This is a genomic window from Deinococcus aerius (genome assembly GCF_002897375.1).
Classification (GTDB): Bacteria; Deinococcota; Deinococci; order Deinococcales; family Deinococcaceae; genus Deinococcus; species Deinococcus aerius.
The window spans coordinates 547,169-572,370 of sequence record NZ_BFAG01000001.1 but is presented as its reverse complement, the minus strand read 5'-3'; the positions used below and the strand labels follow the sequence as shown (position 1 = coordinate 572,370).

25 protein-coding genes and 1 pseudogene are annotated in these 25,202 nt (G+C 70.0%); 19 read left to right on the top strand and 7 right to left on the bottom strand.

Annotated features, from left to right (window positions below; all coding sequences use genetic code 11):
• Window positions 1-92: 92 nt before the first annotated feature.
• On the bottom strand, window positions 93-506 hold the full coding sequence (locus DAERI_RS21885; RefSeq protein WP_133161946.1) for a hypothetical protein: 414 nt from the start codon (window positions 504-506) through the stop codon (window positions 93-95).
• A gap of 321 nt (window positions 507-827) precedes the next feature.
• On the opposite strand from DAERI_RS21885, the gene argC reads away from it, so the two are divergent.
• Window positions 828-1,892, top strand: a complete 1,065-nt coding sequence (gene argC / locus DAERI_RS02670) for an N-acetyl-gamma-glutamyl-phosphate reductase (RefSeq protein WP_103127902.1) — start codon at window positions 828-830, stop codon at window positions 1,890-1,892.
• A gap of 133 nt (window positions 1,893-2,025) precedes the next feature.
• Here argC and DAERI_RS02665 read toward each other — a convergent pair whose 3' ends face one another.
• Window positions 2,026-2,472 (bottom strand): response regulator, encoded by a 447-nt coding sequence (locus DAERI_RS02665; RefSeq protein ID WP_103127901.1) that lies wholly within the window; start codon window positions 2,470-2,472, stop codon window positions 2,026-2,028.
• Window positions 2,473-2,600: 128 nt separating this feature from the next.
• On the opposite strand from DAERI_RS02665, the gene DAERI_RS02660 reads away from it, so the two are divergent.
• The 6 genes and pseudogenes from DAERI_RS02660 (at window position 2,601) to DAERI_RS02635 (ending at window position 6,626) form a co-directional block, all read left to right on the top strand.
• Window positions 2,601-3,011 (top strand): DinB family protein, encoded by a 411-nt coding sequence (locus DAERI_RS02660; protein WP_103127900.1) that lies wholly within the window; start codon window positions 2,601-2,603, stop codon window positions 3,009-3,011.
• Window positions 2,999-3,538: pseudogene (locus DAERI_RS02655) on the top strand (inosine/xanthosine triphosphatase); the annotation flags it as partial. The gene DAERI_RS02660 and the pseudogene DAERI_RS02655, both read left to right, overlap by 13 nt.
• A 70-nt stretch (window positions 3,539-3,608) precedes the next feature.
• Window positions 3,609-3,920, top strand: a complete 312-nt coding sequence (locus tag DAERI_RS02650) for a GNAT family N-acetyltransferase (protein ID WP_103127899.1) — start codon at window positions 3,609-3,611, stop codon at window positions 3,918-3,920.
• A 70-nt stretch (window positions 3,921-3,990) separates the two neighbouring features.
• Window positions 3,991-5,187 carry an MFS transporter gene (locus DAERI_RS02645; protein WP_235610198.1) on the top strand — a complete coding sequence of 399 codons (1,197 nt, stop codon included), beginning with the start codon at window positions 3,991-3,993 and terminating at the stop codon, window positions 5,185-5,187.
• A gap of 91 nt (window positions 5,188-5,278) precedes the next feature.
• A complete protein-coding gene (locus tag DAERI_RS02640) occupies window positions 5,279-6,082 on the top strand; it encodes a [LysW]-aminoadipate kinase (RefSeq protein WP_103127897.1) in 804 nt (267 codons plus the stop codon).
• A gap of 265 nt (window positions 6,083-6,347) precedes the next feature.
• Entirely contained in the window at window positions 6,348-6,626 is a 279-nt protein-coding gene (locus DAERI_RS02635; RefSeq protein WP_103127896.1) for a hypothetical protein, read from the top strand.
• Between the two features lie 52 nt (window positions 6,627-6,678).
• Here DAERI_RS02635 and DAERI_RS02630 read toward each other — a convergent pair whose 3' ends face one another.
• The 3 genes from DAERI_RS02630 to DAERI_RS02620 all read right to left on the bottom strand — a co-directional run bounded on the left by DAERI_RS02630 (window position 6,679) and on the right by DAERI_RS02620 (window position 10,211).
• Entirely contained in the window at window positions 6,679-7,971 is a 1,293-nt protein-coding gene (locus tag DAERI_RS02630) for a S1C family serine protease (RefSeq protein WP_103127895.1), read from the bottom strand.
• A gap of 57 nt (window positions 7,972-8,028) precedes the next feature.
• Complete coding sequence (locus DAERI_RS02625) at window positions 8,029-9,690, bottom strand: FAD-binding dehydrogenase (RefSeq protein ID WP_103127894.1); 1,662 nt, start codon at window positions 9,688-9,690, stop codon at window positions 8,029-8,031.
• A gap of 134 nt (window positions 9,691-9,824) precedes the next feature.
• Complete coding sequence (locus DAERI_RS02620) at window positions 9,825-10,211, bottom strand: S1 RNA-binding domain-containing protein (protein ID WP_103127893.1); 387 nt, start codon at window positions 10,209-10,211, stop codon at window positions 9,825-9,827.
• A 198-nt stretch (window positions 10,212-10,409) separates the two neighbouring features.
• Here DAERI_RS02620 and DAERI_RS02615 point away from each other — a divergent pair, with 198 nt between their 5' ends.
• The 9 genes from DAERI_RS02615 (at window position 10,410) to DAERI_RS02575 (ending at window position 18,719) form a co-directional block, all read left to right on the top strand.
• Window positions 10,410-11,009, top strand: coding sequence for a septum site-determining protein MinC (locus tag DAERI_RS02615; protein ID WP_103127892.1), 600 nt, complete (start codon window positions 10,410-10,412; stop codon window positions 11,007-11,009).
• A 358-nt stretch (window positions 11,010-11,367) separates the two neighbouring features.
• Window positions 11,368-11,727: a hypothetical protein gene (locus tag DAERI_RS02610; protein ID WP_103127891.1), complete on the top strand. Its 360-nt coding sequence runs from the start codon at window positions 11,368-11,370 to the stop codon at window positions 11,725-11,727.
• A gap of 86 nt (window positions 11,728-11,813) precedes the next feature.
• Window positions 11,814-13,415, top strand: a complete 1,602-nt coding sequence (locus DAERI_RS02605; protein ID WP_103127890.1) for an alpha-amylase family glycosyl hydrolase — start codon at window positions 11,814-11,816, stop codon at window positions 13,413-13,415.
• A gap of 35 nt (window positions 13,416-13,450) precedes the next feature.
• Window positions 13,451-13,819 carry a phage holin family protein gene (locus DAERI_RS02600; RefSeq protein WP_103127889.1) on the top strand — a complete coding sequence of 123 codons (369 nt, stop codon included), beginning with the start codon at window positions 13,451-13,453 and terminating at the stop codon, window positions 13,817-13,819.
• Window positions 13,816-14,682 (top strand): pantoate--beta-alanine ligase, encoded by an 867-nt coding sequence (gene panC, locus DAERI_RS02595; RefSeq protein WP_235610196.1) that lies wholly within the window; start codon window positions 13,816-13,818, stop codon window positions 14,680-14,682. The genes DAERI_RS02600 and panC overlap by 4 nt, the downstream gene beginning before the upstream one ends.
• Entirely contained in the window at window positions 14,679-15,755 is a 1,077-nt protein-coding gene (locus DAERI_RS02590; RefSeq protein ID WP_103127888.1) for a type IV pilus twitching motility protein PilT, read from the top strand. The genes panC and DAERI_RS02590 overlap by 4 nt, the downstream gene beginning before the upstream one ends.
• Before the next feature lie 61 nt (window positions 15,756-15,816).
• On the top strand, window positions 15,817-16,287 hold the full coding sequence (locus DAERI_RS02585; protein ID WP_103127887.1) for a transcription elongation factor GreA: 471 nt from the start codon (window positions 15,817-15,819) through the stop codon (window positions 16,285-16,287).
• A gap of 286 nt (window positions 16,288-16,573) precedes the next feature.
• Window positions 16,574-18,082 (top strand): 4-alpha-glucanotransferase, encoded by a 1,509-nt coding sequence (gene malQ / locus DAERI_RS02580; RefSeq protein ID WP_103127886.1) that lies wholly within the window; start codon window positions 16,574-16,576, stop codon window positions 18,080-18,082.
• Window positions 18,083-18,146: 64 nt separating this feature from the next.
• Window positions 18,147-18,719, top strand: a complete 573-nt coding sequence (locus DAERI_RS02575) for a cob(I)yrinic acid a,c-diamide adenosyltransferase (RefSeq protein WP_103127885.1) — start codon at window positions 18,147-18,149, stop codon at window positions 18,717-18,719.
• Window positions 18,720-18,853: 134 nt separating this feature from the next.
• Here the strand turns inward: DAERI_RS02575 and DAERI_RS02570 are convergent, their stop codons facing one another.
• Window positions 18,854-19,954: an N-acetylmuramoyl-L-alanine amidase family protein gene (locus DAERI_RS02570; RefSeq protein ID WP_201262701.1), complete on the bottom strand. Its 1,101-nt coding sequence runs from the start codon at window positions 19,952-19,954 to the stop codon at window positions 18,854-18,856.
• A 131-nt stretch (window positions 19,955-20,085) separates the two neighbouring features.
• Here DAERI_RS02570 and DAERI_RS02565 point away from each other — a divergent pair, with 131 nt between their 5' ends.
• Window positions 20,086-20,703: a hypothetical protein gene (locus DAERI_RS02565; RefSeq protein WP_103127883.1), complete on the top strand. Its 618-nt coding sequence runs from the start codon at window positions 20,086-20,088 to the stop codon at window positions 20,701-20,703.
• Between the two features lie 21 nt (window positions 20,704-20,724).
• On the opposite strand, the gene DAERI_RS02560 is transcribed toward DAERI_RS02565, so the two are convergent.
• Entirely contained in the window at window positions 20,725-21,780 is a 1,056-nt protein-coding gene (locus DAERI_RS02560) for an HD domain-containing phosphohydrolase (protein ID WP_103127882.1), read from the bottom strand.
• Window positions 21,781-21,931: 151 nt separating this feature from the next.
• Between DAERI_RS02560 and DAERI_RS02555 the strand changes: the two genes are divergently transcribed.
• The gene (locus DAERI_RS02555; RefSeq protein WP_103127881.1) at window positions 21,932-22,723 is read left to right on the top strand and encodes a TIGR00282 family metallophosphoesterase; all 792 of its coding nucleotides are present in this window, start codon (window positions 21,932-21,934) and stop codon (window positions 22,721-22,723) included.
• A 3-nt stretch (window positions 22,724-22,726) separates the two neighbouring features.
• On the top strand, window positions 22,727-25,201 hold the full coding sequence (locus DAERI_RS02550; protein WP_103127880.1) for a phosphoenolpyruvate carboxylase: 2,475 nt from the start codon (window positions 22,727-22,729) through the stop codon (window positions 25,199-25,201).
• Window position 25,202: the final 1 nt, after the last annotated feature.

Sequence of the window (25,202 nt, the reverse complement as noted above, 5' to 3'; positions counted from 1 at the left end):
AGGCGATGCGGTTTTTGATATGAGACGGTGTGGGGATAAGTGATGGTCTGCGGCGGCTGGCGGACTACGAATGCTTCCCGCCAGGGCACCAATTACCGCAGCTCTACGGCACAGGTGCCAGCATTGACGCCTTCAATAATCAGCGTGCCCTCAAAATGCTTTTTAGATTCAACAACGTCCCCGATGGAGCAGAAGTACACCTCATTTCCGTCGAACCAGCCTGCGCTTATTCGTCTGTATTTAGAATCATATGTCAGAGATCCTTCCCGAAATTCATCCATTGACAGAGTGATCTTTTCACCGGGGCTCCTCACTGTGTAGCTCGGGGATTCTTGACCGGTAGAAAAGTTGACCCGGATGTCATGGGATAGGGGCGGCTTGTGATTTTCCCGAATGGTGTAGCGCCAGACCTGACCTGCACGCAGTGGCAGGGGAGTGGTCGGTCCGGAAATCGTCGGCGCGCAGGCGGCCAGCGCGAGGGGCATGGCGATCAAGAGGCGTTTCATCCTCCACGCAGGCTATGGCTGGTCTCCTTACACCCCTCTTTACTCTTCCCCACTCCCTCATCCCTTCCAGCCTCTCGCCGCGAGAAGCCCTTGTGGGTCCACGAACTCCTGTTTGAGGGCGCTCCCGCTCTGAACCCGCAGGACTTCGCGGCAGGGAAGGGCTCACGCCGAATGCAGTGCTGGCACGGGCGGCAGGCGAGCCTGTCAAAGGCGATTTCGTCGGGGTGATCGAGCGGATGTATGGCAGGCAGTGACACCCCCTTCCTGACGTTTGATAACTGTTCTTCTTTTTCTCCTGCTGTTTGTGATGTACTGGGCGGCATGAGTGGTTCTGACCGTCCCAATTCTGGGCAGCACAGTGTCGCCATCGTGGGCGGCTCGGGGTACGCGGGCGGGGAGTTCCTGCGCTTGGCGCTGGGGCACCCGCACCTGAACGTTACCCAGGTGACGAGCGAGCGCAGCGCGGGGCAACCCGTCAGCCTCGTCCACCCGAACCTGCGGGGGCGCACCAACCTGAAGTTTCGCAAGGCCGCCGAGCTGGAGGAGGCGGACATCCTGGTGCTGGCCCTGCCGCACGGGAGCGCCGCCAAGCGGATGGCCGAGTTCGAGGGCAAGGCGCGGGTGATCGTGGACCTGTCCGCCGACTTCCGGCTGAAGGACCCGGAGGTCTACCGGGCGACCTACGGCGAGGAGCATCCCACGCCGGAGCGCCTGAACGAGTGGGTGTACGGCAATCCCGAACTGCACCGCGAGGAGCTGCGGACCGCCACCCGCATCGCCTGCGCGGGCTGCTTCGCCACAAGCGTGATCCTGCCGCTGTACCCGCTGCTCAAGCTGGGCGTGCTGCTCCCGAAGGACATCATTGCCACGGGACTCGTCGGGTCAAGCGCGGCGGGCGCGAGCGCGACCGAGGCGAGCCATCACCCCGAGCGGGCCGGGAGCCTGCGGGTGTACAAGCCGGTCGGCCACCGCCACACCGCGGAGGCGCAGCAGGAGTTGCCGGGCCGCTTCCCGCTACACCTGACCGCGATCAGCACGCCCAACGTGCGCGGCATCCTGACGACCATCCAGGCGTGGATCCCCGACGGCTACTCCGACCGCGACGTGTGGAGCGCCTACCGAGAGGTGTACGGCCAGGAGCCCTTCATCCGTATCGTGAAGGTCGCCAAGGGCATCCACCGCTACCCCGACCCCATGCTGCTGGACGGGACGAACTACTGCGACCTGGGCTTCGAGATGGACATGGACTCGGGCCGCGTGGTCCTGATGAGCGCCCTCGACAATCTGGTGAAGGGCACGGCGGGGCACGCCCTCCAGAGCCTGAACATCGCCCACGGGTGGGACGAGACGGCGGGGCTGGAGTTCGCGGGGCTGCACCCGGCCTGAGGAACCTCGTCTGGCCGTTGTCGCCGGACTCCCACGTTCTTGCAAAGGGCCAGGGCGGACGACCAGCGCCCTGGCTTTCTGCCCTCGACCCTCCGCGCCCCGGTCGTCCGCTTCCGCAGGAGGACTCCCGTTCTCAGACGGACGGCGGCAGGCGCACGACGCTCAGCATGTAGCGGCCGAATGCCTGAATGGCCTGGTAGAAATGCTCGAAGTCCACCGGCTTGACCACGTAGCTCGCGGCGTGCGTCTGGTACGAGCGCAGGATGTCCTCGTCGGCCTGGCTGGTGGTCAGGACGATCACGGGGATGCTCCTCAGGTCCGGGTCGCGCTTGAGTTCGGCCAGCACCTCCAGCCCGTTCATGCGCGGCATGTTGATGTCGAGCAGGATCACGTCCGGGCGGGGGGCATTTTCAAAGCCGGGCTCGTGGTGCAGGAATTCCAGGGCCTCCACCCCGTCACGGGCGATATGCAGCCGGTTGGCGACCCCCGCCGAGGCGAACGCCTCCTCGGTCAGGATGATGTCCGGTTCGCTGTCCTCGACGAGCAGGATCTCGATGGGGGTGGGGGTGGGCGTGGTCATCGGTGTCTCCCGTCGTCCTGAGGGCAGTGTGGCGCATGAGCTTGACGGGAACCCTGAACTGCGCTTCACCCGGCCACAACGGTCCCTTGAGCCTCCCTTGGGCGTTTTCTCGGGCTACCCTGTCCCCCGTGAACATCCTGCAAGCCGCGCTGGGAGGCGGCGCGATCTTCCCCGACCCCGACACCCTGCTGGAGGGCCTGACCTTCGGGGCGGCGACCCGCAGCGTTCCGGGCGTCCCGTACACCCTGGCCGACCTGCTCGCGCACCTCGCCGTGACGCAGCGGGCCAGCCTGGACCTCGCCTCGGGCCGGACGGAAACCTGGCCGGAGGGGCTGGACCTCTGGCCGGGCCTGCCCGACGCGCGGGCACTGGAGGCCTGCCTGACCGACCTGCGCCTGGGCCTGGCCGAGGCCAGCGCGCTGGCGGGTGACCCTTCGGGCCGGGCGCGCGACCTGCTCACCGACCTCGCCGCCCACAGCGCCTACCACTGGGGCCAGGTGGCCCTGCTGCGCCGGATGCTGGGCGAGTGGCCGCGGTGACGCCACTGGAAGGGACAGACGCGGCACCCCGGGTCTGGGTGGGCAGCCTCAATCCGGCGAAGGTGGTCCCCGTCCGCGAGGTGTTCCAGGCCTGGTGGCCGGGGACGCGGGTGGAGGGCGTGCCCGTCCCCAGCGGCGTGCCCGAGCAACCCCTGGGGGAGGCGCAGACGCGCGAGGGCGCGGTGAACCGGGCGCGGGCCGCCGTCGCCCTGGCCGGGGACGAGGAGGGCTGGGGCGTGGGGCTGGAGGGCGGCGTGGGGCTGGACGGGACGGAGGGACGGCTGTTCGGGATCGTGGCGGTCGCCCACGCCCGGGGCGGCCAGGTCCGGGTCGAGGTCTCGCGCACCGCCGACCTGCGCCTGCCCCCGGCGGTGACGGGCCGGGTCCGCGCCGGGGAGGAACTCGGGGCGGTGATGGACGAACTCCTCGGCGTGACGGACATCAAGCGCGGCGTGGGCAGCGTGGGGGCGGTGACCGGGGGTGTGGTCACCCGCGCGGACGTGTGGCGCCAGGCGGTGGCGCTCGCCGCGGCTCCCTTAAGGGACGCTCTGCCGGGCGGCGCGGGCCTCTACCGGGGCCAGGACTGTACCCTGGAGCATGACGCCAGGCACCGAGGTCAGCAACAACGAGGCCGAACGCCGCTACGAACTCCGGCAGGACGGGCGGGTGATCGGGATCGCCGAGTACCGCCCGGCGGGGGACGCCGTGATGTTCACCCACACCGAGGTCGAGGAGGGCCACGAGGGTCAGGGCCTCGGCTCGCAACTGATTAAGGCCGCCCTCGACGACGTCAAGGCGCAGGGCCGCCAGGTCGTGCCGATGTGCCAGTTCGTCGCCGCCTACATCCGCGAGCACCGCGAGTACGTGGACCTGGTGCAGCCGGGACAGCGGGGCGTGTTCAGGCTCTGAGCCTGTTCCTGGGCGAGAAACAGCCCTACATTCCTGACACTGGGGTGGGCAGAGGCGCAGGCTCGGGGACATGACGGCTCCCGCCTCTTCCCCCTCCCCCGCCGTGCCGTGGGTCACGCGGCTGACACTGCTGCTCACCGCGACCCTCACCATCATGAGCGGGGCGACCATCGCGCCCTCGCTCCCCGCCATGCAGGCGCATTTCGCCGGGGTGCCGAACGCCGACGTGCTCGTGCGGCTGACCGTCACGGTGGTCGGCCTCGCCATCGCGGTCAGCGCCCCGCTCAGTGGCTACCTGACGGACCGGATCGGGCGGCGACCGGTCCTGGTGGCCGCCATGTTGCTCTATGCCCTGGCCGGGTCGAGCGGCCTGTACGCCCCCAACCTCTGGACCCTGATGCTGGGGCGGGTGCTGCTGGGCCTCGCGGTCGGCGCCACCATGACGGCGGGCTCGGCGCTCGTGGCGGACCTCTTCGCCGGGGCGGAGCGGGCGCGCTTCCTGGGCCTCCAGAGTGCCTTTACCAGCTTAGGAGGAGTAATTTTTCTCCCGCTGGGCGGGCTGCTGGCGAATGTGGGGTGGCGCGCCCCCTTCGCGGTGTACCTGGCCGCCCTGCTGATCGTGCCGCTGGCCCTACGATTGCCCCGGGGGGAGACCGCGCACCTGGGTGTGGCAGCCTCGGAGGCCGAGCGGATCCCCTGGCGGCTCGTCGGCCCCGCCTACGCGGTGGCGCTCGCGTACATGGTCGTCTTCTACCTGATGCCCACCCAGCTCCCCTACCGGCTGGAGGGGCTGGGCGTGGCCCCGGCACGGGTCGGCTTCGTCATGGGCATCAGCACCCTGTCGGGCGCCCTCGCCGCGCTGTGGTTCTCGCGCCGGGGCGGGACGCGCACCCCCGCCCTCACGGCGGGCCTGAGCCTGCTCGCGCTGGGGACGGGGTGGACGATCGTGAGCCTCGCCCCCGGAGCCCTCTGGGTGGTGCCGGGCCTGGTAGTCGGCGGGGCGGGCGCGGGGCTCGTCACACCCAACCTGAACACCTTCCTCGCCGCGCTGGCCCCCGCCCATGCCCGGGGACGGGTGATGAGCGGCCTCTCCGCCAGCATCTTCCTGGGCCAGTTCCTGTCGCCGCTCCTCGCGCAGCCCTTCGTGCGGGGCGATGAGGTGAGCCACGCCTTCGGGGCGGGCGCGGTCTTCGCAGTCCTGGTCGGGGTGGGACTGGTGTTTCTCGGGGGAAGGCTGGCGAGCCGGCGGCGGGCTGTGGCGGATTGATATGGGGATGAACACCGGGCCAGGTTCCCGAGCGACTTCCCACTTGCCACCTTTTGTTTAGATCAATCTTGCATGTGCTACCTTCACGGCCATGATCGTCGTCAAGGTGGGCGGAAGCGCCGGGATCGACTATGACGCGGTGTGCGCCGACCTCGCCCAACGCTGGAAGGAAGGCGAACGGTTCGTCCTCGTGCATGGGGGGAGCGGGGAGACGAACCGCATCGCGGAGGCGCTGGGCCACCCGCCGCGCTTCGTGACCAGCCCCAGCGGGTACACGTCGCGCTTCACCGACCGCGAGACGCTCGAAATCTTCGAGATGGTGTACTGCGGCAAGATGAACAAGGGCATCGTCGAGCGGCTGCAACGCCTGGGCGTGAATGCGGTCGGCCTCAGCGGGCTCGACGGGCGCATCCTCGAGGGCCGACACAAGGACAGCGTGCGCGCCGTCGAGAATGGCAAGGTGAAGGTCCTGCGCGGCGACCACACCGGCACCGTCGAGCGGGTGAACGTGGACCTCGTGAAGCTGCTCCTCGGCGCGGGCTACCTGCCCGTCCTGACGCCCCCCGCCGCGAGCTACGAGGGCGTGGCGATCAACGTGGACGGGGACCGGGCCGCCGCCGCCCTGGCCGTGGCGCTGAACGCCGACGCCCTCCTGCTGCTCTCCAACGTGCCCGGCCTGCTGCGCGAGTACCCGGACGAGGGCAGCTTAATCCGCGAGATCCCCGCGAACGACGTGGAGAGCTACCTCGACTTCGCCCAGGACCGCATGAAGAAAAAGGTGCTGGGGGCCGCCGAGGCTGTCCAGGGCGGCGTGAAGCGCGTGATCTTCGGGGACGCCCGCGCCGGGAAGCCCATAAGCGCGGCGCTGGCGGGAGCGGGGACGGTGGTGAGCTGAGCCGGGGTGGAGGGACGCACAGCAGGAAACCAGGTCCTGAATCGCCCTTCCTAGACGTGGTCTTTTGCTCCTCCCTCCTCAAGGGGGAGGCTGGGACTCGCAGAGCTGCTGGCAGAGGGGGTGAACAGGCTCGCCCCCCGGCGCGGCGGGTAGACGAGGCAGGCCACCTTGCAGACGTTCAAGCTGGTCACACGCCCCCTCACCCCGACCCTCTCCCACGCGGGGAGAGGGAGAAGACCCCAACCCGCGCTATCCTCCCCACCCGATGACGCCCACTGACCTCCTCGCCTTCCTCGCCGAGCGGGGCGGGCGTGAGTTCGCGGTGACGGCCTGTATGCGGCAGGGGCGGGGGAAGAAGGCACGGGTGCATGAAGTCGGCGTCTACCGCCTGACAGCTCGGGGCAGCGAAGTCCAGGCGACCGGGCCGAGCGGGCAGACCCGGCTCCTCCCACACGCGACGTTTCTGGACCTGTTCGGCAGCTACGAGTTCAGGGCACCGGAGCCAACGGGACTGTTGACGGACCTGGGGCCGCTCTTCGGCTAGAAGGCGAGGGGCCGGACACGCCATCCGCGCCCGGCCCCTTCCGGTCTGCTCTTTACTGCTGGCTGTTCGGGATGTTGAACGCCTGGAGCCGCACCGTCACGTCGCGGGCCTGCCCATTGCGCTGCACCGTGAGGCGCAGGGTGTCGCCGATCTTCTTGTCGATCACGGCGCGGCGCAGGTCGTCGCCCTCGCTGACCGGCTGGCCGTCTACCGCGGTGATGATGTCCCCACCCGTGGCGATCTGGTCCTGACCGCTCTGGCGCCCGCTGCCCTGAGCGGCGGACTGGGCGCTGCCCTTGAGTCCAGCCTGCGCGGCGGGGCTGCCGGGGTACACCTGCTGCACGAGGAGGCCCGTGGCCGGAAGCTTCAGGCTCTGGCGCTCGTCCTGCGGCAGGGCGCTGAGGTCACTGAACAGGATGCCCAGGGTGGGCGTCTTCACCACGCCGCCCGCCTGGAGCTGCGGCAGCAGGCGCTTGACGGTGTTCACGGGGATGGCGAAGCCCACGCCCGCGTTCTGACCCACGCCGCTGACGGCCCCCGCCGGGGACAGAATCTGCGTGTTCACGCCGATGACCTGACCGGCGCTGTTCAGCAGCGGGCCGCCCGAGTTGCCGGGGTTGATCGCCGCGTCGGTTTGAATGACGGGCTGCTCGACCTCCTTGGTCCCGACCGGCACGGTGCGCTCCACGCTGGAGATGATGCCCTCGGAGACGCTGAAGTCCAGGCCGAAGGGGGCGCCCATCGCAATCGCCTTGAGGCCCACGTCGAGCTGCGAGGAGTCGCCCAGCGGGATGGGCTTGATCGCGCCCTGCGGCAGCCCCTCGGCGCGGATCAGGGCGAGGTCGAAGTCGGGGGCGCGGCCAATGACCTTCGCCTTGTAGGTCTGCTTGTTGCCGTGCAACCGGATGGTGATCTCGCTGGCGCCCTCGACGACGTGGTTGTTCGTGATGATGTCGCCCTGCGAGTTCACGAAGAAGCCGCTGCCGGTGCCCTGCTCCACGCCGCCGCTGCCGTCATCGGGGGCACCGGGGACGCTGAAGCCGAACTGGTCCTGAAGCTGCTTGCGAAGCTGCGCCTGGGGGCTGTCCCCGGCGCTCTCGGTGACGCTGACGTACACCAGGCCGTCCTGGCGCGCCTTGACGACCTGCACGGTGTTGGCCTCCGACTCGGTGCGGGCACGGCCCGAGTCGGAGGTCGTGGTGGTGGAGGGGGTGGCGGCCTGAGCAGTCACGGCAGGTGGGGTGTTTGCCACCTGGGCATTCGATCGCTCCGACAATTCAAAGCCCGCAAACGCGCCGAGCGCGAGGGTGCCCGAGAGGGCCAGCAGGGAGAGGTTTTTATTCATGGGCGGAGTCTGCCGCACCACGGTTATGCGGCGGTTAAAACGGACCCGGCGAACCGTTCAGCCCACCGCCGCCGCGCTCGCCCGCCCCGCGTTCCGCCCGCCGAAGAGGCAGCCGCCCAGAAAGGTGCCCTCCAGCGCGCGGTAGCCGTGCATCCCGCCCCCGCCGAAGCCCGCGACCTCGCCCGCCGCGTAGAGGCCAGGCAAGACTTCGCCGCCCGGACGCAGGACGCGCCCCTGGAGGTCGGTCTCCAATCCGCCCAGCGTCTTGCGGGTCAGGATGTTCAGCCGCACGGCGATCAGCGGCCCTCCCTCCGGGTCGAGGATCGGCGCGGGGTTCGCCACCCGGAACAGCCGTTCGCTGCGCAGGCCCCTCGCGCCCCGGATCAGGGCGAGCTGGGTGTCCTTGCCCACGTCGTTCCCGAGCTGCATGTCCCGCTCACGCACCTCCCGCTCGACGGTGGCGGGGTCGAGGAGGTCGTTGCCGACGAGCGCATTCATCCCCGCCACCAGGTCACGCAGGTTGTCCCGCACCACGAAGTCCTCGCCATGGTCCATAAACGCCTGCACCGGCCCCTGCACGCGGCCGCCCGCCCGGCGCAGGGTCAGCCGCACGTTTCGCCCCGTCAGGTCGGGGTTCTGCTCGCTGCCCGAGAGGGCGAACTCCTTTTTGATGATCCCGCGGTTGAGCAGGAACCAGGTGTAGGGATACCCGCTGCGCGTGATGTGCGTCAACGTGGCGAGCGTGTCGAAGCCGGGGTAGTGCGGGAAGGGCAACCGCCGCCCGCTGGGGTCGAGCCACAGGCTGCTGGGGCCGGGCAGGATGCGGATGCCGTGGTTCGGCCAGACTGGGTTCCAGTTTCGCAACCCCTCGGTGTAGTGCCACATGCGGTCGGGGTTCGTCAGGCTCGCCCCGGCCTCCTTCACAATGCCCTGAAGCTCGCCGTCCACGTACCTCGGCACCCCGGCGACCAGGAAGGCCGGAGGAGGTCCCAGCCGCTCTGCGGGCCAGTTGCGCCGCACCAGGTCGAGGTTTCCGCCGATGCCGCCGGAGGTGACGACGACCGCCCCCGCGTTCAGGTTGAAGTCGTCCACCACCACGCGCGAGCTGGCCTGGCCGCGCGCCTCGTCCGACGGCTCCAGCACCTGACCGTGGACGCCGTGGACCACGCCATTCGTCATGTTCAGCCCCCGGACGCGGTGCCGGAAGCGAAACCCGATGCGGCCCGCCGCGACGTGTGCCCGCACCCGCCGCTCGAAGGGCTCGACCACACCCGGCCCCGTCCCCCAGGTGATGTGAAAGCGCGGCACGCTGTTGCCCGGCCCACTCGCGCCCTGTCCGCCGCGCTCGGCCCAGCCGACGGCGGGAAACCAGCGCACGCCCATCCGGTGCAGCCACGCCCGCTTCTCCCCCGCCGCGAAGTCCACGTAGGCCTCGGCCCATCTCCTCGGCCAGTGGTCCTCGGGGCGGTCGAAGCCCGCGTTGTTCAGCCAGTCGCTCCAGGCCAGCTCGCGCGAGTCGCGGATGCCCAGGCGGCGCTGCTCGGGCGAGTCCACCAGAAAGAGCCCGCCGAAGGACCAGTACGCCTGCCCGCCCAGGTTCTGCTCGCCCTCCTGATCGAGCAGCAGCACGCGCTTTCCGGCGTCCGCAATCTCTGCTGCGGCCACAAGTCCGGCCAGTCCGGCGCCGACGACGATCACGTCCGTATCGGGGGTGGGCATGGGGAAACACTACAGGGAAAAGGGCAGCAGGTCCGCCCCGGCCCCCGTTTGCGGCACGGATCGGACAGGCCGGGCAGGACAAAAGCCAGCCCCCGCCACGAGAGGCAGGGGCCGGATGCCGGGCTGGACTTTGGCTACTTCTTCCGCTTGGCGGGGGCAGGGCCTTTCTTGCCGCCGCTGCCGCCCGTGCGCTCCTTGGCGTCGCGCATGAAGGAGCGGAGCTTGGCCTCGAACTGCGGGCTCTGGCGGCCGATGGCGCGGGGGCGCGGCACTTCCTCGGGTTCCTCCAAGAGCTCCTTGATGGAGAGGTCGAGGCGGCCCCGCTCGTCGCGGCCCAGCACCTTGACCTCCACGTTCTCGCCTTCGCGGACGTGGTCGTGGATGTTCCGCACGAAGGAGTGCGCGATCTGCGAGATGTGGACGAGGCCGGTCTCGCCGTTCTCGAACTGGATGAACGCGCCGAAATCGGTCACGCGCGTCACGCGGCCCTCGACGACCGCGCCGGGGTCAAGCTGCACCAAGGGTGCCCTCCTGAATCTGCATAACTCACATTCTATAGCACGCCCGGCCTGCCTGCACGCGCCGGGATGAGACAGGGGTGGATGCCGGGCCGGGCGGACGTCACAGCCCGGGGAGCCAGAGGCCCGACACCCCGACCCATTCGTGTGCCCTACGCCGAAGGCCCTCCCCAGGAGACCGTCCGGGTAGAGTGGGGACCGATGAAGCTTCGCGGCACGCTCGGCGGCATGAACCTCCTCCTCGAACCGGGCGACACGGCGGGTAGCGTCTCGCAGGCCCTCGCCCCGCGCACGGAACTCCTCGGCGCCAGCGTGACCCTGGAAATTCAGGGCGACACCGATCCCGGCGCCATAGAGGCGGCCCTCTCCGCCATCCGCGCGGCGGGCGGGACACCGGGGCGGGTGCGTGCCCCCCGCGTGACGGTCACCGGCCCCGGCGGCGAGGAGGGCAGTGCCCGCACGGTGATCCTGCCCCACGGCGTCCGGGCGGGCTTTCGGGGCGAGTACCGCGGCAGCGTGGTCATCCTGGGCGACGTGAACCCGGGGGCCGAGATCGTGGCGGGCGGCGACGTGATCGTGATGGGGGCGCTGCGCGGGGTGGTCCATGCGGGGCACGGCGGGAATGCCGACGCCATCGTGTGGGCCAGGCCCATCGCCAGCGCCCAAATCCGCATCGGCGACGCCGTGGCCCGCGCCCCCGAGGGCAGCAGCCTGAGCACCATGCGCAAGCTGGAGGGGCCGAGTGACGCCGAACTCGCCCGGCTCCAGGGCGGCGTGATCGTGATCGAACCGCACCGGTAGGACATCCAACGAGGGAGGGGGAGCAGGACAGGCGCGGAAGCGCAAGGCCGGACCCGGCTCTCCCTTCCTTAACGCCTGACCCGGAGCACCGGGCAGCGGAGTCGGGCAGGGAGGACCCTCTTCCTGGTCACGCACGAGGACGAGCGGCGCTCGTCAACCCCTCCCCAACCCTCCGGGCGTGCCCCGCAGGGAAGAACATGGCTTCGTGCCGGAGGGCATTTCCCGCATGGGACATCACACGTGCTTGGCGAAGCTGATCGCGGGTCAACGGCTTCCATCCCTGCCGGAGTCCGACTCCGCGCCTGCCCCGGAAGGATCAGGGACCAATGGCTGCGGCGCGCGGCCTAGCCTGCGGGGAATGGAGCCAGCGCAAGTCAACCATCTCACCGCGAGGCGCAGGCGGCTGTGGCCGACGCCCGACTTCGGGGCGTTTTTCATGTTCTTCGGCATTTCCGGCACCGACTGGAACCGGGAGGAGCGGCTGCAACAACGCTTCGAGCGCGAGTATTACCGCCAGCTCGTCTCGTTGAGGCTGTCGGGGAACGTGCGTCCCGGCCGGTATTTCCTGCGCGGGCTGCCCACGGAGGCCGGGCGGCGCGGCTGGACCGTCTCTGCGGACGGCCGGGCGACCACCACGCTGAGCGACGAGGGCCTGGGCGAGCTGAGGGCCTGGATGGCGCGGGGCGAGCGCGGGGTCCTCCTCGACCCGCTGGAGTGAGGGTCAACCTCCCCGGCGGTCTCCTCCCGTCCGCACCTCCTCCTGAATCGATTCAGCTTCCCCGCTTTCCTGCTACGCTCTGACCCATGACCCAGGGTCTCTCCGGCGAGCTGAAGTGGTGGCAGCGCGGCATCATCTACCAGATCTACCCGAGATCGTTCCAGGACGCCTCGGGCGACGGGGTGGGGGACCTGCGGGGCATCACGGCGCGGCTGCCGTACGTGGCGAGCCTCGGGGTGGAGGCCGTGTGGCTCTCCCCCATCTTCACGAGCCCCATGCGTGACTTCGGGTACGACGTGGCGGACTACTGCGATATCGATCCCCTCTTCGGCACCCTGGAGGATTTCGACGCGCTGGTGGCGGAGGCGCACCGCCTGGGGCTGAAGGTGATGCTGGACTACGTGCCCAACCACACCTCCTCGGATCACCCCTGGTTTCAGGAGGCCCGGCGGGGCAAGGACAGCCCGAGGCGCGACTGGTACGTGTGGCGCGACCCGGCCCCGGACGGCGGCCCGCCGAACAACTGGAAGTCCTTTTTCGGGGGCGCGGCCTGGACGCTGGACGAACGCAGCGGGCAGTATTACCTCCACCAGTTCCTGCCCTCTCAACCCGACCTGAACTGGCGCAACCCGGAGGTCCGGCGGGCGATGGCCGAGGTGCTGCGCTTCTGGATGCGGCGGGGGGTGGACGGCTTCCGGGTGGACGTGATCTGGCTCCTCGCCGAGGACGAGCGGTTCCTGGACGAGCCGGAGAACCCCGAGTGGGGGCCGGGCCAGCCCGAACACGCGAGCCTCACGCACATCTACACCCAGGACCAGCCGGAGACGCACGAGTACATCCGCGAGCTGCGGCAGGTGCTGGATGAGTTCGAGGACCGCATGATGGTGGGCGAGATTTACCTGCCGGTCGAGAAGCTGCTCCCCTACGCGGGCACGCGCGACGCGCAGATGGTCCACCTGCCCTTCAACTTTCACCTCATCCTGCTGCCGTGGGAGGCCGGGAAGGTCCGCGACTTCGCCGACATGTACGACGCGGCGTGCCGGGCGGCGGAGACGTGGCCCAACTGGGTCCTCGGGAACCACGACCAGCCCCGCTTCAAGACGCGGGTGGGGGCGGCGCAGTACCGGGTGGCGCAGACCCTCCTCCTGACCCTGCGCGGCACGCCCACCGCCTACTACGGCGACGAGATCGGCATGGAGAACGTGGCGATCCCTTTCGAGAAGATGGTGGACCCGGCGGGTCTCCAGCAGCCCGACGTGCCGAGCGCGAGCCGCGACCCCGAGCGCACCCCGATGCAGTGGGACGGCGGCGAGGGCGCGGGCTTCGCCCCGGCGGGCGTCACGCCCTGGCTGCCCCTCGCCCCCGACGCCGACCGGGTGAACGTGCAGGCCCAGGAGGGGGACCCGCACAGCGACCTGAACTACTTCCGGGCGCTGACGCGGCTGCGGCGTGAGCATCCGGCGCTGGTCGGCGGCGACTACCGCTCCCTCGATGCCGGTCACGTGGACGTGTTCGCCTTCGAGCGCACGCTGGGAGAGGAGCGCCTGACCGTGCTGCTGAACTTCGGGGGCGAGGAGCGCGACCTGGGGAACCTCACACAGGGCGAGACGCTGCTGAGCAGCCGGAACGACACCCCGGCAGGGGGTGCGGCGCTGCGGCCGAACGAGGCGCGGATCGTTCGCGGGTAACCCCCCTCCGCACCCCGGGGCCGTATCCTCACCCCATGGGTTTCCTGATTCGCTTGCTGGTGAATGCGCTGGCGCTGTACCTTGTCTCGCGGACGTACGCGGGCGTCTCCTTCGCGCCGGGGGCGGACGTGGGGAGCATCCTGATCGCCGCGCTCGTGCTGGGCATCGTGAACGCGCTCATCCGCCCGGTGCTGCTGCTCCTGAGCCTGCCGGTCAACCTGCTCACCCTGGGGCTCTTCACGCTCGTGGTGAACGGAATCGTGCTGTGGCTGGTGGCGAGCGTGACGGCCCTGAACGTGGCGGGTTTCGGCGCCGCCATCGTGGGGGCGATCATCCTGGCGATCATCAGTTGGATTCTCGACGCGGGTGTGAGCGCGCTCGGGCTGGACGGGGGGCAGCGTTGACCTCCGTGACCCTGCGTGTGGTGGAGACTCCCGCCGAACTCCGGCAGGGGCTTTCGGGAGCCGGGCGGGTCGGCCTGGTCCCCACGATGGGCTACCTGCACGAGGGGCACGCCGCCCTGATCCGCCGGGCCCGCGCCGAGTGCGACGCGGTGGTCGTCAGCGTCTTCGTGAACCCGCGGCAGTTCGGCGCGAACGAGGACCTGGGCCGCTACCCCCGCGACCTCGAGCGCGACCTGCACGTGGCGGGCGAGGCGGGCGCCGACCTGCTCTTTCACCCGGACGTGGAGACGATGTACCCGCCCGGCTACGCCTCGACCGTCTCGGTGGGCGGCGTGTCGGAACCGCTGGAGGGAACGTCGCGCCCCGGCCACTTCGACGGCGTGGCGACGGTGGTGCTCAAGCTCTTCAACCTCGTGCAACCCCATCAGGCCTACTTCGGCGAGAAGGACTGGCAGCAGCTCGCGGTCGTGCGGCGGATGGTGCGGGACCTGAACGTTCCGGTCGAGATCGTCGGCGTGCCTACCGTCCGCGAGGCGTCAGGACTGGCGTTGAGCAGCCGCAACGCCTACCTGACCCCGGAGCAGCGGGGCCGGGCGGTGATCCTCTCCCGGGCGTTGCGGGCGGTGCAGGAGGCCGCGGCGGCGGGCGGGCGCGACACGGCGAGCCTCCGTCAGGCGGGGCTGAACGTGCTGACTCAGGACCCGGAGGTGGACCTCGACTACCTGACGGTCGTGGACGGTGACATGCACGAAAGAGGGCGTGTGGAGAATGATCCCATGACCCGCGTGCTGGTGGCCGCCCGGATGTTCGGCGTGAGGCTGATCGACAACCTGCCCCTGTGGCCGGAGGGAGACCCGGCGTGACCCTCGACGAGCTGCTGCACGAGATGGTGAGCCGCCGCGCCTCGGACGTTCACCTCCAGGTCGGCAGCCCACCGATGGGCCGGGTGGACGGCCACCTGCTGCCCTTCGGCACCGAGCCGCTGGGTCCCGGCGACACGGCCGCCCTCGCGCAGGCCCTGCTGACGCCCGACCAGTGGGAGGATTTCGGCTACCGCAACGAACTCGACCTCGCGCACAGCGTGCCGGGGCTGGGCCGCTTCCGCTGCAACGTGTTCCGCCAGCGGGGCGCGGTCGGCATCGTGATGCGCACGGTGCTGGTCAACATCCCCAGTTTCGAGACCCTGGGCCTCCCCGCCGAGGTCATGCGGGCCTTTGCCGAGACCTCGCGCGGCCTGGTCCTGGTCACCGGCCCCACGGGCAGCGGCAAGAGCACCACCCTCGCCTCGCTCATCGACTACATCAACCAGACCTGCGCCTACAACATCATCACGGTCGAGGACCCCATCGAGTTCCTGCACCGCAACCGCCGGAGCCTGGTCGTGCAGCGCGAGGTGGGGTCGGACACGCGCGACTTCCGCACCGCCCTGAAGTACGCCCTGCGCCAGGACCCCGACGTGATCATGATCGGCGAGATGCGCGACAAGGAGACGGTCGAGGCCGCCCTCTCCGCCGCGCAGACCGGGCACCTCGTCCTCTCGACCCTGCACACCCAGGACGCCGTGCGGACGGTCAACCGCATCATCGACTTCTTCGCCCCGCACGAGCGCGACCAGATCCGGGTGCAGCTCGCGGAGTCGCTCGTCGGCATCATCAGCCAGCGGCTGCTGCGCCGCGCCGACGGCCTGGGCCGGGTGCTGGGCACTGAGGTGCTGCTGAACACCCCGCTCGTGCAGGAGTACATCAAGGACGAGGAGAAGACCTACCTCATCAAGGACGCCCTGATCGAGGACAATATCCGCGGGATGCACACCTTCGACCAGCATCTCGTGCAGCTCTACCGTCACCACCTCATCACGCTCGACGAGGCGCTCGACCACGCGACCAGCCCCCACGAGGTGCGCCTGATGGTGACCCGGGCGGGCTACGCGTCGTGACATCGGGGCGAGCCGCACCGGGGCTGAACCGGACGGACGACCTGACCTATACTGGACCGCCATGACCAAGACTCGCATTCCCATGACGCAGCGGGGCTACGACAAGCTGCGGGAAACATTGCAGTACCTCAAGACCACGCGCCGCGAGCAGATCAGCGAGTATATGGGCTCGGCCATCGCCGACGGCGACCTGCGCGAGAGTGCCGCCTACGACGAGGCCCGCATGCAGCAGAGCGAGAACGAGGCGCGCATCATCGAACTCGAAGACCAGCTCGAGCGCGCCCAGATCATCGCCGAGGACGCTTCCGGCGGGGCGGGCCTGGGCGCCCGGGTCCGCGTGCGCGACGAGAAGGGCAAGGAACACAACTTCGAACTCGTCGGCACCTACGAGGTGGATGTCCTGAAGGGCAGGGTCAGCGACGCCAGCCCCATCGGTCAGGCGCTCAGCGGCGCCCGCCCCGGCCAGACGGTGACCGTGCAGCTCCCCAAGGGCACGGCGAAGTTCGAGGTGCTGGACGTCACGTACAGCTAAAGATTCGGATTTGGACTGAGGGGGACGGGGGGGAACTCCGTCCTTTTTGCCGCCGCGCAGAAGACCCCTCACCCCCTTGCTTCGCAAGGCCCCTCTCCCCTTGGTAGAGGGGGAAAAAAGCCCTCTCCCGTGGGGAGAGGGTTGGGTGAGGGGTCTTGAATGAGGCTGCCCTGTCGCTCTGCCGCCCACCCCTTCCCGCCGACCTGCACACAGCCCGAATGGGTACAATGCGTGCGCCTTCTGGAATCACTTCCAAGCCCTATTCCACCCACCGGAGGACTCCCTCATGACCATCAAGCGTTCCAGCGGCGTGCTGCTGCATCCCACCAGCCTTCCCGGTCCTTACGGCATCGGGGAACTCGGGGCACACGCGCGGCATTTCGTGGACTGGCTGTCGCAGGCCGGGCAGACGTACTGGCAGGTGATGCCGCTCGGCCCCACCGGGTACGGGGACAGCCCCTACCAGGCCTTCAGCGCCTTTGCCGGGAACCCCTACCTGATCGACCTCGCCACGCTGCGGGAGGAGGGGCTGCTGGGGGAAGGGGATTTCGCGGACCTGCCGACATTTAATGCCGACCGTGTGGACTTCGGCCTCCAGTACGTGTGGCGGAGCGGGATGCTCAGGCGGGCCTACGCGCACTTCCTGAGCGGCAGCGCTGAACATCTGAGAACCGACTTCGAGGCCTTCAAGACCGAGGAGGCGTCCTGGCTGGACGACTACTCGCTCTTCGCCGCCCTCAAGGACGAGCAGGGGGGCCTGCCCTGGAATGCCTGGGAGCCGGGGCTGCGGGACCGCGAGCTGGGGGCGCTGGCGGCGGCGCGGGGGAGGCTCGCCTCCGACATCGAGCGGGTGAAGTTCATCCAGTTCCTGTTCTTCCGGCAGTGGACGGCCCTGCGCGGGTACGCCCGCGAGCGGGGCGTGCAGGTCATCGGCGACATCCCGATCTTCGTGGCGATGGATTCCAGCGACGCCTGGGCGAACCGGGGGCAGTTCTACTTCGACGACCAGGGGCAGCCCACCGTCGTGGCGGGTGTGCCGCCGGACTACTTCAGCGAGACGGGGCAGCTCTGGGGCAACCCGCTGTACCGCTGGGACGTGATGAAGGCGGACGGCTTTAAATGGTGGATCGAGCGTTTCCGGGGCAGCCTGCACCTGTACGACCTCATCCGTATCGACCACTTCCGGGGGTTGGCGGGCTACTGGGAGATTCCCTTCCCCGCCGAGACCGCGATTCACGGGCAGTGGGTTCCTGCCCTCGGCCACGAGATGCTGGAGGCGGTGCAGAACGCGCTGGGCAGCATTCCCATCATCGCGGAGGACCTGGGCGTCATCACCCCCGACGTGGAGAAGCTGCGCGACGACTTCGAGTTGCCGGGTATGGCCGTGCTGCAATTCGCGTTCGGCGGGGGCGACTTCAGCGTGAACGCCTTCCTGCCGCACAACCTGCGGGTCAATCAGGTCGTGTATACCGGCACCCACGACAACGACACCTCGCGCGGCTGGTGGCGCAACGCCGACGAATCCGAGCGGCACAACTTCCGCACGTACACGCACAACAACCCCACGGAGGAGACGTTTGCCTGGCAGCTTATCGAGCTGGCCTTCGGGAGCCGCGCCGACCTCGCCATCGTGCCCCTTCAGGACGTGCTGAACCTGGGCAGCGAGTTCCGCATGAACCTCCCCGGCACGACCGGCCCCCAGAACTGGACCTGGCGCTACCGCGAAGGCGAGTTGCGCCCCGACCTCGCCGCGAGGCTGCGGGAAGTGACCGAGCGGACGGGCCGCCTGGCGTAAGAAGGTCGTGGGTTGTGGGAAGTCCCCTTGCACCCTCCAGCCCGCAACCCACTACCCTGTCCCCATGAAGCTCTATACGAAGACCGGCGACGACGGCTCCACCGGACTGTACGGCCCCGAGCGGGTCAGCAAGACGCACGTGCGGGTCGAGGCGTACGGCACGGTGGACGAACTCAACAGCGCGGTGGGGCTGGCCCGGGCACACAACGCGGCGGGCGGGCCGCCGGACGAGGAGTTGGAGGCCGACCTCGAATACCTCCAGAACGCCCTCTTCGACGTGGGGGCCGACCTCGCCACCCGCCAGGGCAGCGTCTCGGCGAGCAAGATCAGCCGTCTGGACGACCAGGACGTGGCCCACATGGAGGCGATGATCGACCGCTACCAGGAGGTCGCGCCCGTCTTCAGGGGCTTCGTCCACCCGGGTGGCACCCTGACCGCCGCCGCCCTGCACATCGCCCGCACGATTGCCCGCCGCGCTGAACGCGAGGTCATCCGGCTCGCGGAGGTCGAGGAGATCAACCCGGCCGTCCTCGTGTACCTCAACCGCACCTCGGACCTGCTGTTCGTGATGGCCCGCGCCGTCAACCAGCGGTCAGGGGTGAGCGAGCATGCCTGGCTGGTGAAGGGGCGGCGGTAGGAGCCCAAACCGGGGCCACAACGTTGGTCCTGTCACCCCGAGGGCCTGGCCCTTCGGTCGCCCGGGTGGCTGCAGCGGGTGACCAGACATGAGCCACTGAAAGGAGCCGCGCGGTGACAAGTCCCGCGCGGCTCCTACTTCATGTTCAAAAAATCCAGAATCGCCCGCGCAATCGCCGTCGCCACCCGGTCTCGGTAGGCGGGCTGGGCGAGGCGGGGACCCTCGATCGGGCTGGAGCCGAAGCCGATCTCGATCAGGATGGCGGGCGTGGTGGGGTTGCGGATGACGTAAAAAGCGTCGGTCTGCACGCCCCGGTTCACGGCGCCCGTCGCGGAGATCAGGTGCGACTGGACCTTCTGGGCGAGCTGGCGCGAGAAGGCGAGCTTGGCCTGGGCGAGCAGATCGCCGAGCAAGTTTTGGGCGCTGTTCGCGGCCCGGCGTGTCAGCTCGGCACCGACGCTCCCACCACCGTTTTCCGTGATGGCGCGGCTGCGGCTGGCGTCGAGCGGTTGCCCGAAGTAATACGTCTCGATGCCCTGCCCGGCGGGGTTGGTGGAGGCGTTGACATGAATGCTGACAAAGGCGCTCGTTTTGCCCGTCGTTGCCAGCCTGGAACGCATGTCGAGGTCCGTGGCCTTGTCCGCGCTCAGGTCGGCGTTCTTGTCACGGGTCATCACCACGTCCACCCCGTGCTTCCGCAGCTCGTCACGGACGCGCAGGGCCACGGCGAGCGTAACCTCGTGTTCCTGCACCCAGGGGCTCCGCATGCCCGGGTCGACGCCGCCGTGCCCCGGATCGAGGACCACGCGGGGACGGGTGGGCGCCCGGGTGCCGGTGGGACGGGTCACGGCGGCGGGTGCCGTGCGGACGGGCGTGGACGGCACCTTTGCGGCCGCCACACTCGTCGGCACGTCGATCACCAGCCGGGCGCCCTGGCCGTCCCTGGGGGGCAGCACACTGACCTTGGCGCTCCCGTGGTCCTTCGCCAGCGTGACGGTCACGGTGCTGCCCTTGACCGTGTAGGCCGTCAGGCCGGGGGCGCTCAGCTTCCCCTGCGCGGCGGGCAGGCTGACCCCGAGCCGGATGGTCACGCTCTGGCCGCTCACCCTGGTGCTGGCAGAGGTGGTGCGCGGCAGGTCGAACACCACCCGCGTGTAGCCGTCGTGGGTGCCCACGCGGGGCGCGGCGAGGGCGGTGGCCGCCACGAGGGGGAGGAGGAGAAGGAGACGCTTCACCGGGAAGAAGTGTAGCGCCCGCCGCCTCGCGGGGACATGACAGAAGATGAGCCGGGGAGGCCCGCCCCACCTGAAGCGCACCTGACGCCCCCGCTCATGCCGCTCAGGGGGGCCGCGTTAGGGTGGGGGGCATGAACCGCCTGCTCCTTCCGCTGCTGGCCTCGCTCTTCCTGGGGGCGGGGAGCGCCGTCAACTTCGGCGGGCTGAACGTCACGCCCCGGGGTCCCCAGAACCTGAACCTGGAGACGGGCGCGACCGACCTCCCCCAGGGCGGCACCGCGACCGACGCCCGCACCGGGCTGCGGCTGACGGCGGCCCGGCTGCACCTGGAGCCCGGCGCCCGCCTGATCGCCCGGGACGCGACCCTCACCACCCGGCAGGGCGGCACCCTGCGCGCCCCGAACGTCACCTACGACCTGGGGCGCGGCACCGTCACCGCGTCGGGCGGGGTGACCTACGGGGACGCGCGGCTGAACAACCTCACGGCAAATCAGATGGTCATTCACCTGAAGACGGGGTTCGTGAGCGCCCTGGGCGGCGTGAAGGCGCAGACGCCCGCCCTCAGCGCAACCGCCCTGGCCTTCGACCTCCGCACCGCGCAGGCCCTGGTCTCCGGCCCCTACCGGCTGGGTCAGGCGCAGGGGGCCGCGAGCGACCACCTGCTGCTGACCTTCGGCGGCAACCGGCTGCTGCGCGCCGCCAAGCCCGACACGGCCAACCTCGCCCGCTTCACGCCCTACCTGAAGTGAGGCGAGCGGCCCCCTGCCGCCCTACTCTTCTGACTCTTCTGGGCGGGCGTCCCCACAGCCGAAGCGGTCCTCCAGGTGGGTAAAGCCCAGCACCCGGCACACGAAGATGCGGGTGAGGTGCGGGTCGAACTGGCGGCCCGCCTCGGTGATGAGGTGCTCGACGGCCTCCTGATAGCTCCAGGCACGCTTGTAGGGCCGGGTGCTGAGCAGGGCGTCGAACACGTCCGCGATGCTGACGATGCGGGCGCTCAGCGGGATATGGTGGCCGCTCAGGCCGATGGGGTAGCCCCGGCCGTCCCAGCGCTCGTGGTGGTGGCGCACGGCGTCAAGCGTCTGGAGCGGCAGGAACAGCAGGTCCGCCAGAAGCTGCACGCCCCAGGCGGGGTGCTGGCGGATGACCGCGTGCTCCAGGGGATCGAGCGGGCCGGGCTTTTGCAGGATCGCCTGCGGCACCCGGGCCTTGCCCACGTCGTGCAGCGCCGCCCCCCAGCGCACGGCACGGACCTCGGCGGGGCTCAGCCCGGCGGCGACGGCCAGGCGCTCGGCGAGATCCACGATGCGGCGCACGTGGTCGGCCTGCCAGGCGTCCTGGCTGACGCCCAGCAGCCGCACGACCTCGTCCAGGGCGCGCTCCGCGTCCTGGAGGCGCTCGGCGGTGCGAAAGGCGTGCTGCGCGGCGGGCGCGAGCGGCTCCAGCGACCCGGCGACGTACCCGCCCCGGCTGGCCCAGGTAACGCGGGCCACCTGGCTGCCCTGGCGGGCGGTCAGGGTGACCTCCTCCAGCACGCCCCCCGCGCCGCGCAGCACCCCGGGATGCCGGGCGCGGTCGTAGCGCAGCCAGCGTTGCAGGGGTTGCCCACTCGCCTCGGCGGGGGGAATGCCGGTCACGGCCTCCCAGGCCCCGCCCACCTCCAGAATCAGCCCGGCCCCGTCCAGCAGGAACAGGGCCGCGGGCTGCGCCTCCAGCAGCATTTGGGCCAGCCCGGGCCGCTCACCCTGGGGCACGGCGGGACGGGGAGCGGGACGGCCCGGGGCCGGGGTGAGGGGGTAATCGAAGAAGTCCAGATCCTCAAACACGCGCCCTCCGCTGCCCCCGGGGGGTCACGCGCGCGCGTTGGCAGGGTCCGGGCCACATACCCGCACAGACTAAGCTCAGCCGTGTGATAAGGATGTGAGGAGAAATCCTCACAGGCTCCCCCCCGCCGGGTGGGTCACGCTAGGGTGGGGCATGCTTCGAGTGCTGTTCGTGGGGGACGTGTATGGGCAACCGGGCCGCCGGGTGCTGGCGACGCATCTGCCGACCATCCGCTCCCAGTTCGACTTCGTGATCGTGAACGGCGAGAACGCCGCCGGGGGCTTTGGGCTGCACCGCGAGGCCGCCGACGCGATCCTGAAAGCCGGAGGGGACTGTATCACGCTGGGCAACCATGCCTGGCACCACAAGGATGTCTTTTCCTTAATGCTCGACGAGGAGCGCTACCCCATCGTGCGTCCGCTCAACTATGCCGACCCCGGCACGCCCGGCGTGGGCTGGCGGACGTTTCAGGTGCGGGGGGCGGACGGCACCCAGGAGCGGCTGACGGTCGTGAACGTGCTCGGCCGGGTCTTTATGGAGGCGGTCGCCAACCCCTTCCGGGCGGTGGACGAGCTGCTGGAGCGGGAGGGGCTCGGGAACGTGTTCGTGGACATGCACGCCGAGGCAACGAGCGAGAAGGCGGCGCTGGCGTGGCACCTGGACGGGCGAGTGGCCGCCGTGATCGGGACGCACACGCACGTGGTGACGGCGGACACGCGGATTCTGCCGGGCGGCACGGCCTTTCAGACCGATGTGGGGTTCACGGGGCCGTCGAACAGCATCATCGGGGCGGACCCGGAGGGCCCCATCCAGAAGTTCCTGACCGAGCGCCCGCACCGCTTCGGGGTGGCGGGGGGTCCGGCGGAGCTGAACGGGGTGATTGTCCAGATGGAGGGGGGGAAGGCCCTGGCCGCCGAGCGTTACCGTTACGCCGAGGAGGGCTGACGCATGGGCCTGAAGGCGGACGTGAACGTGCTGGGCCGCACGCTGGGACAGGTGCTGAGGGAACAGGAGGGCGAGGACTTCTTCGACCTCGTCGAGCGGACGCGGGCCCTGGTGCGCGAGGTGCGCGCGGGGGGCGACGACGCCGAGTTGCGGGGGCTGCTGAGCGGGCTTTCCGCCCACGACGCCGGGAACCTGGCGCGGGCGTTCACCTGGTACTTCCAGCTTGTGAACCTCGCCGAGGAGTACGAGCGGGTGCGGGTGCTGTCGGGAACGCAGGGCGTGCGGCCCCAGAGCCTGGAGCAGGCGCTCGTGGAGTTGAAGGCCCAGGGCGTGAGCGCGGAGGAGGCCGAGGCCCTGCTGTCGCGGCTGGACCTGGGCCTCACCTTCACCGCCCACCCCACCGAGATGCGCCGCCGCACGGTGCGCAGCCACCTCGTGGAAATCGCGCGGGACATCCCCAATCTGGAGGGCGAGGGGCAGGAGCGGGTCGCCGCCCATGTCGAGGCGCTGTGGCGCACGCCGGAGCTACGCCGGTTAAAACCCACCGTTCTGGACGAGGTCAAGGGCGGGCTGAACTACATCTCCTCCATCGCGCAGGCGCTGCCGGTCTTGCAACGGGACCTCGCGCGGGCCTTTCGGAACGTGTACGGGCGGGAGACGGACGCGCGGCTCCCCCTCTCCTTCTCCTCATGGATGGGTGGAGACCGCGATGGCAACCCCTTCGTGACCCCGGAGGCGACCCGCGAGACGTTGAGCCTGCACCGCGAGCGGGCGCGGGAGTTGCTGCTGGGGACGATCCGGCAGGCCTACGCCGACCTCAGCCAGGAGGACCTGGAGGGCGGGGAGGCGTACCGGGCGGAGTTGCAGGCCCTTTACGACGCGGTGCAGGGCGGCCAGCCGGTGGACCTCCTGCCCCGGCTGGAGGCGCTGCGGGAGCGGCTGCACGCGAATGGGCAGCACCGCACCGCCGACCTCCTGCTCACGCCGCTGCTGACGGTCGCGCGGGTGTTCGGGATTCACCTCGTCAGCCTGGATGTCCGCGAGCATTCCGGGCAGACGGGGGCGGCGGTCGCGCGGCTGCTCGCGGAGGCGGGAGTGGAGCCGGACTACCTCGCCCTCCCCGAGCACGCCAAGCAGGAGGTCCTGACCCGGGAACTGCGCTCGCGCCGCCCGCTGTGGCCCGCCGGGGAGGCGCTGCCGCCCGAGCTGGAGGCGGCCATCGGCCCCATCCGCGAGGTGCAGGCGGCCACCCGGCTGAGCGGCCCGCGCGCCTTTGGCCGCTACATCATCTCCATGAGCGAGAGCGTGTCCGACGTGCTGGAGCCGCTGCTACTGGCGCGAGAGGTGGGCTTCCGGGTGCTCCCCGTGCCGCTCTTCGAGACGCTGGACGACCTTCAGCGGGCGCCGCAGGTCGTGTGGGAACTCCTCAGCGTGCCCGAGTACCGCGCCGTGCTGGTCGGGGACGTGCAGGAGATCATGCTGGGCTACTCCGACTCCAACAAGGACACGGGCTTTCTGGCGGCGAACTGGGCCCTGCACGAGGCGCAGCGCCGGATCAGCGACGTGTGCCGCCGGGCGGGGGTGCCGTGGCGCTTCTTCCACGGACGGGGCACGTCCATCGGGCGGGGGGGCGGTCCGGCCTCGCGGGCCATTCTGGGGCAGCCCGCCGGGACCATCGACGCGGGCATCCGCATCACCGAGCAGGGGGAGGCGCTGGCGGACAAGTACAGCCACCCGGTCCTCGCCCGGCGCAACCTGGAGCAGGCGCTGTACGGCATGATCCTCGCCGCCGCCCGGCCCGCGCAAAGCCCGCCCGAGGAGTGGACGGAGGCGATGAGCCGCGCCGCCCGCGCGAGTGCCCAGGCTTACCGCGCCCTGGTGGACGACCCCGACTTCCTCCCCTTCTTCGAGGCGGTCACCCCCATCCACGAGATCGCCCGGCTGAACATCGCCTCGCGGCCCGTTCGCCGCCCGGGCGCCCCGACGCTGACCAACCTGCGCGCGATCCCCTGGGTGATGAGCTGGACACAGAACCGCGCCAACCTCCCCGGCTGGTACGGTCTGTGCGAGGGGCTGCGCGAGATCGGCCCGGACCTTGCCCGCACCATGTACGCCGAGTGGCCCTTTTTCCGCACGGTTCTGGACAACGCGCAGATGAGCCTCGCCAAGAGCGACTTCCTGATCTTTGCCGAGTACCTGCGCCTCTCGGGGGAACACCGGCTGGCCGAACAGTTGCGCGCCTCCTACGACGAGACCGTGCGCCTCGTGCAGGAGATCGTCGGCGGCGAACTGCTGACGAACGAGCCGAGGCTGCGCGAGAGCATCAAACTGCGCAACCCGTACATTGACCCCATCCACCGCATTCAGGTGGAGATGCTGTGCCGGGCCCGGAGCCAGGAGGGCGGCCTGGACGAGTACGAGCGGCCCCTGCTGCTGAGCATTCAGGGGATCGCGGCGGGGGTGCGCAACACGGGGTGAG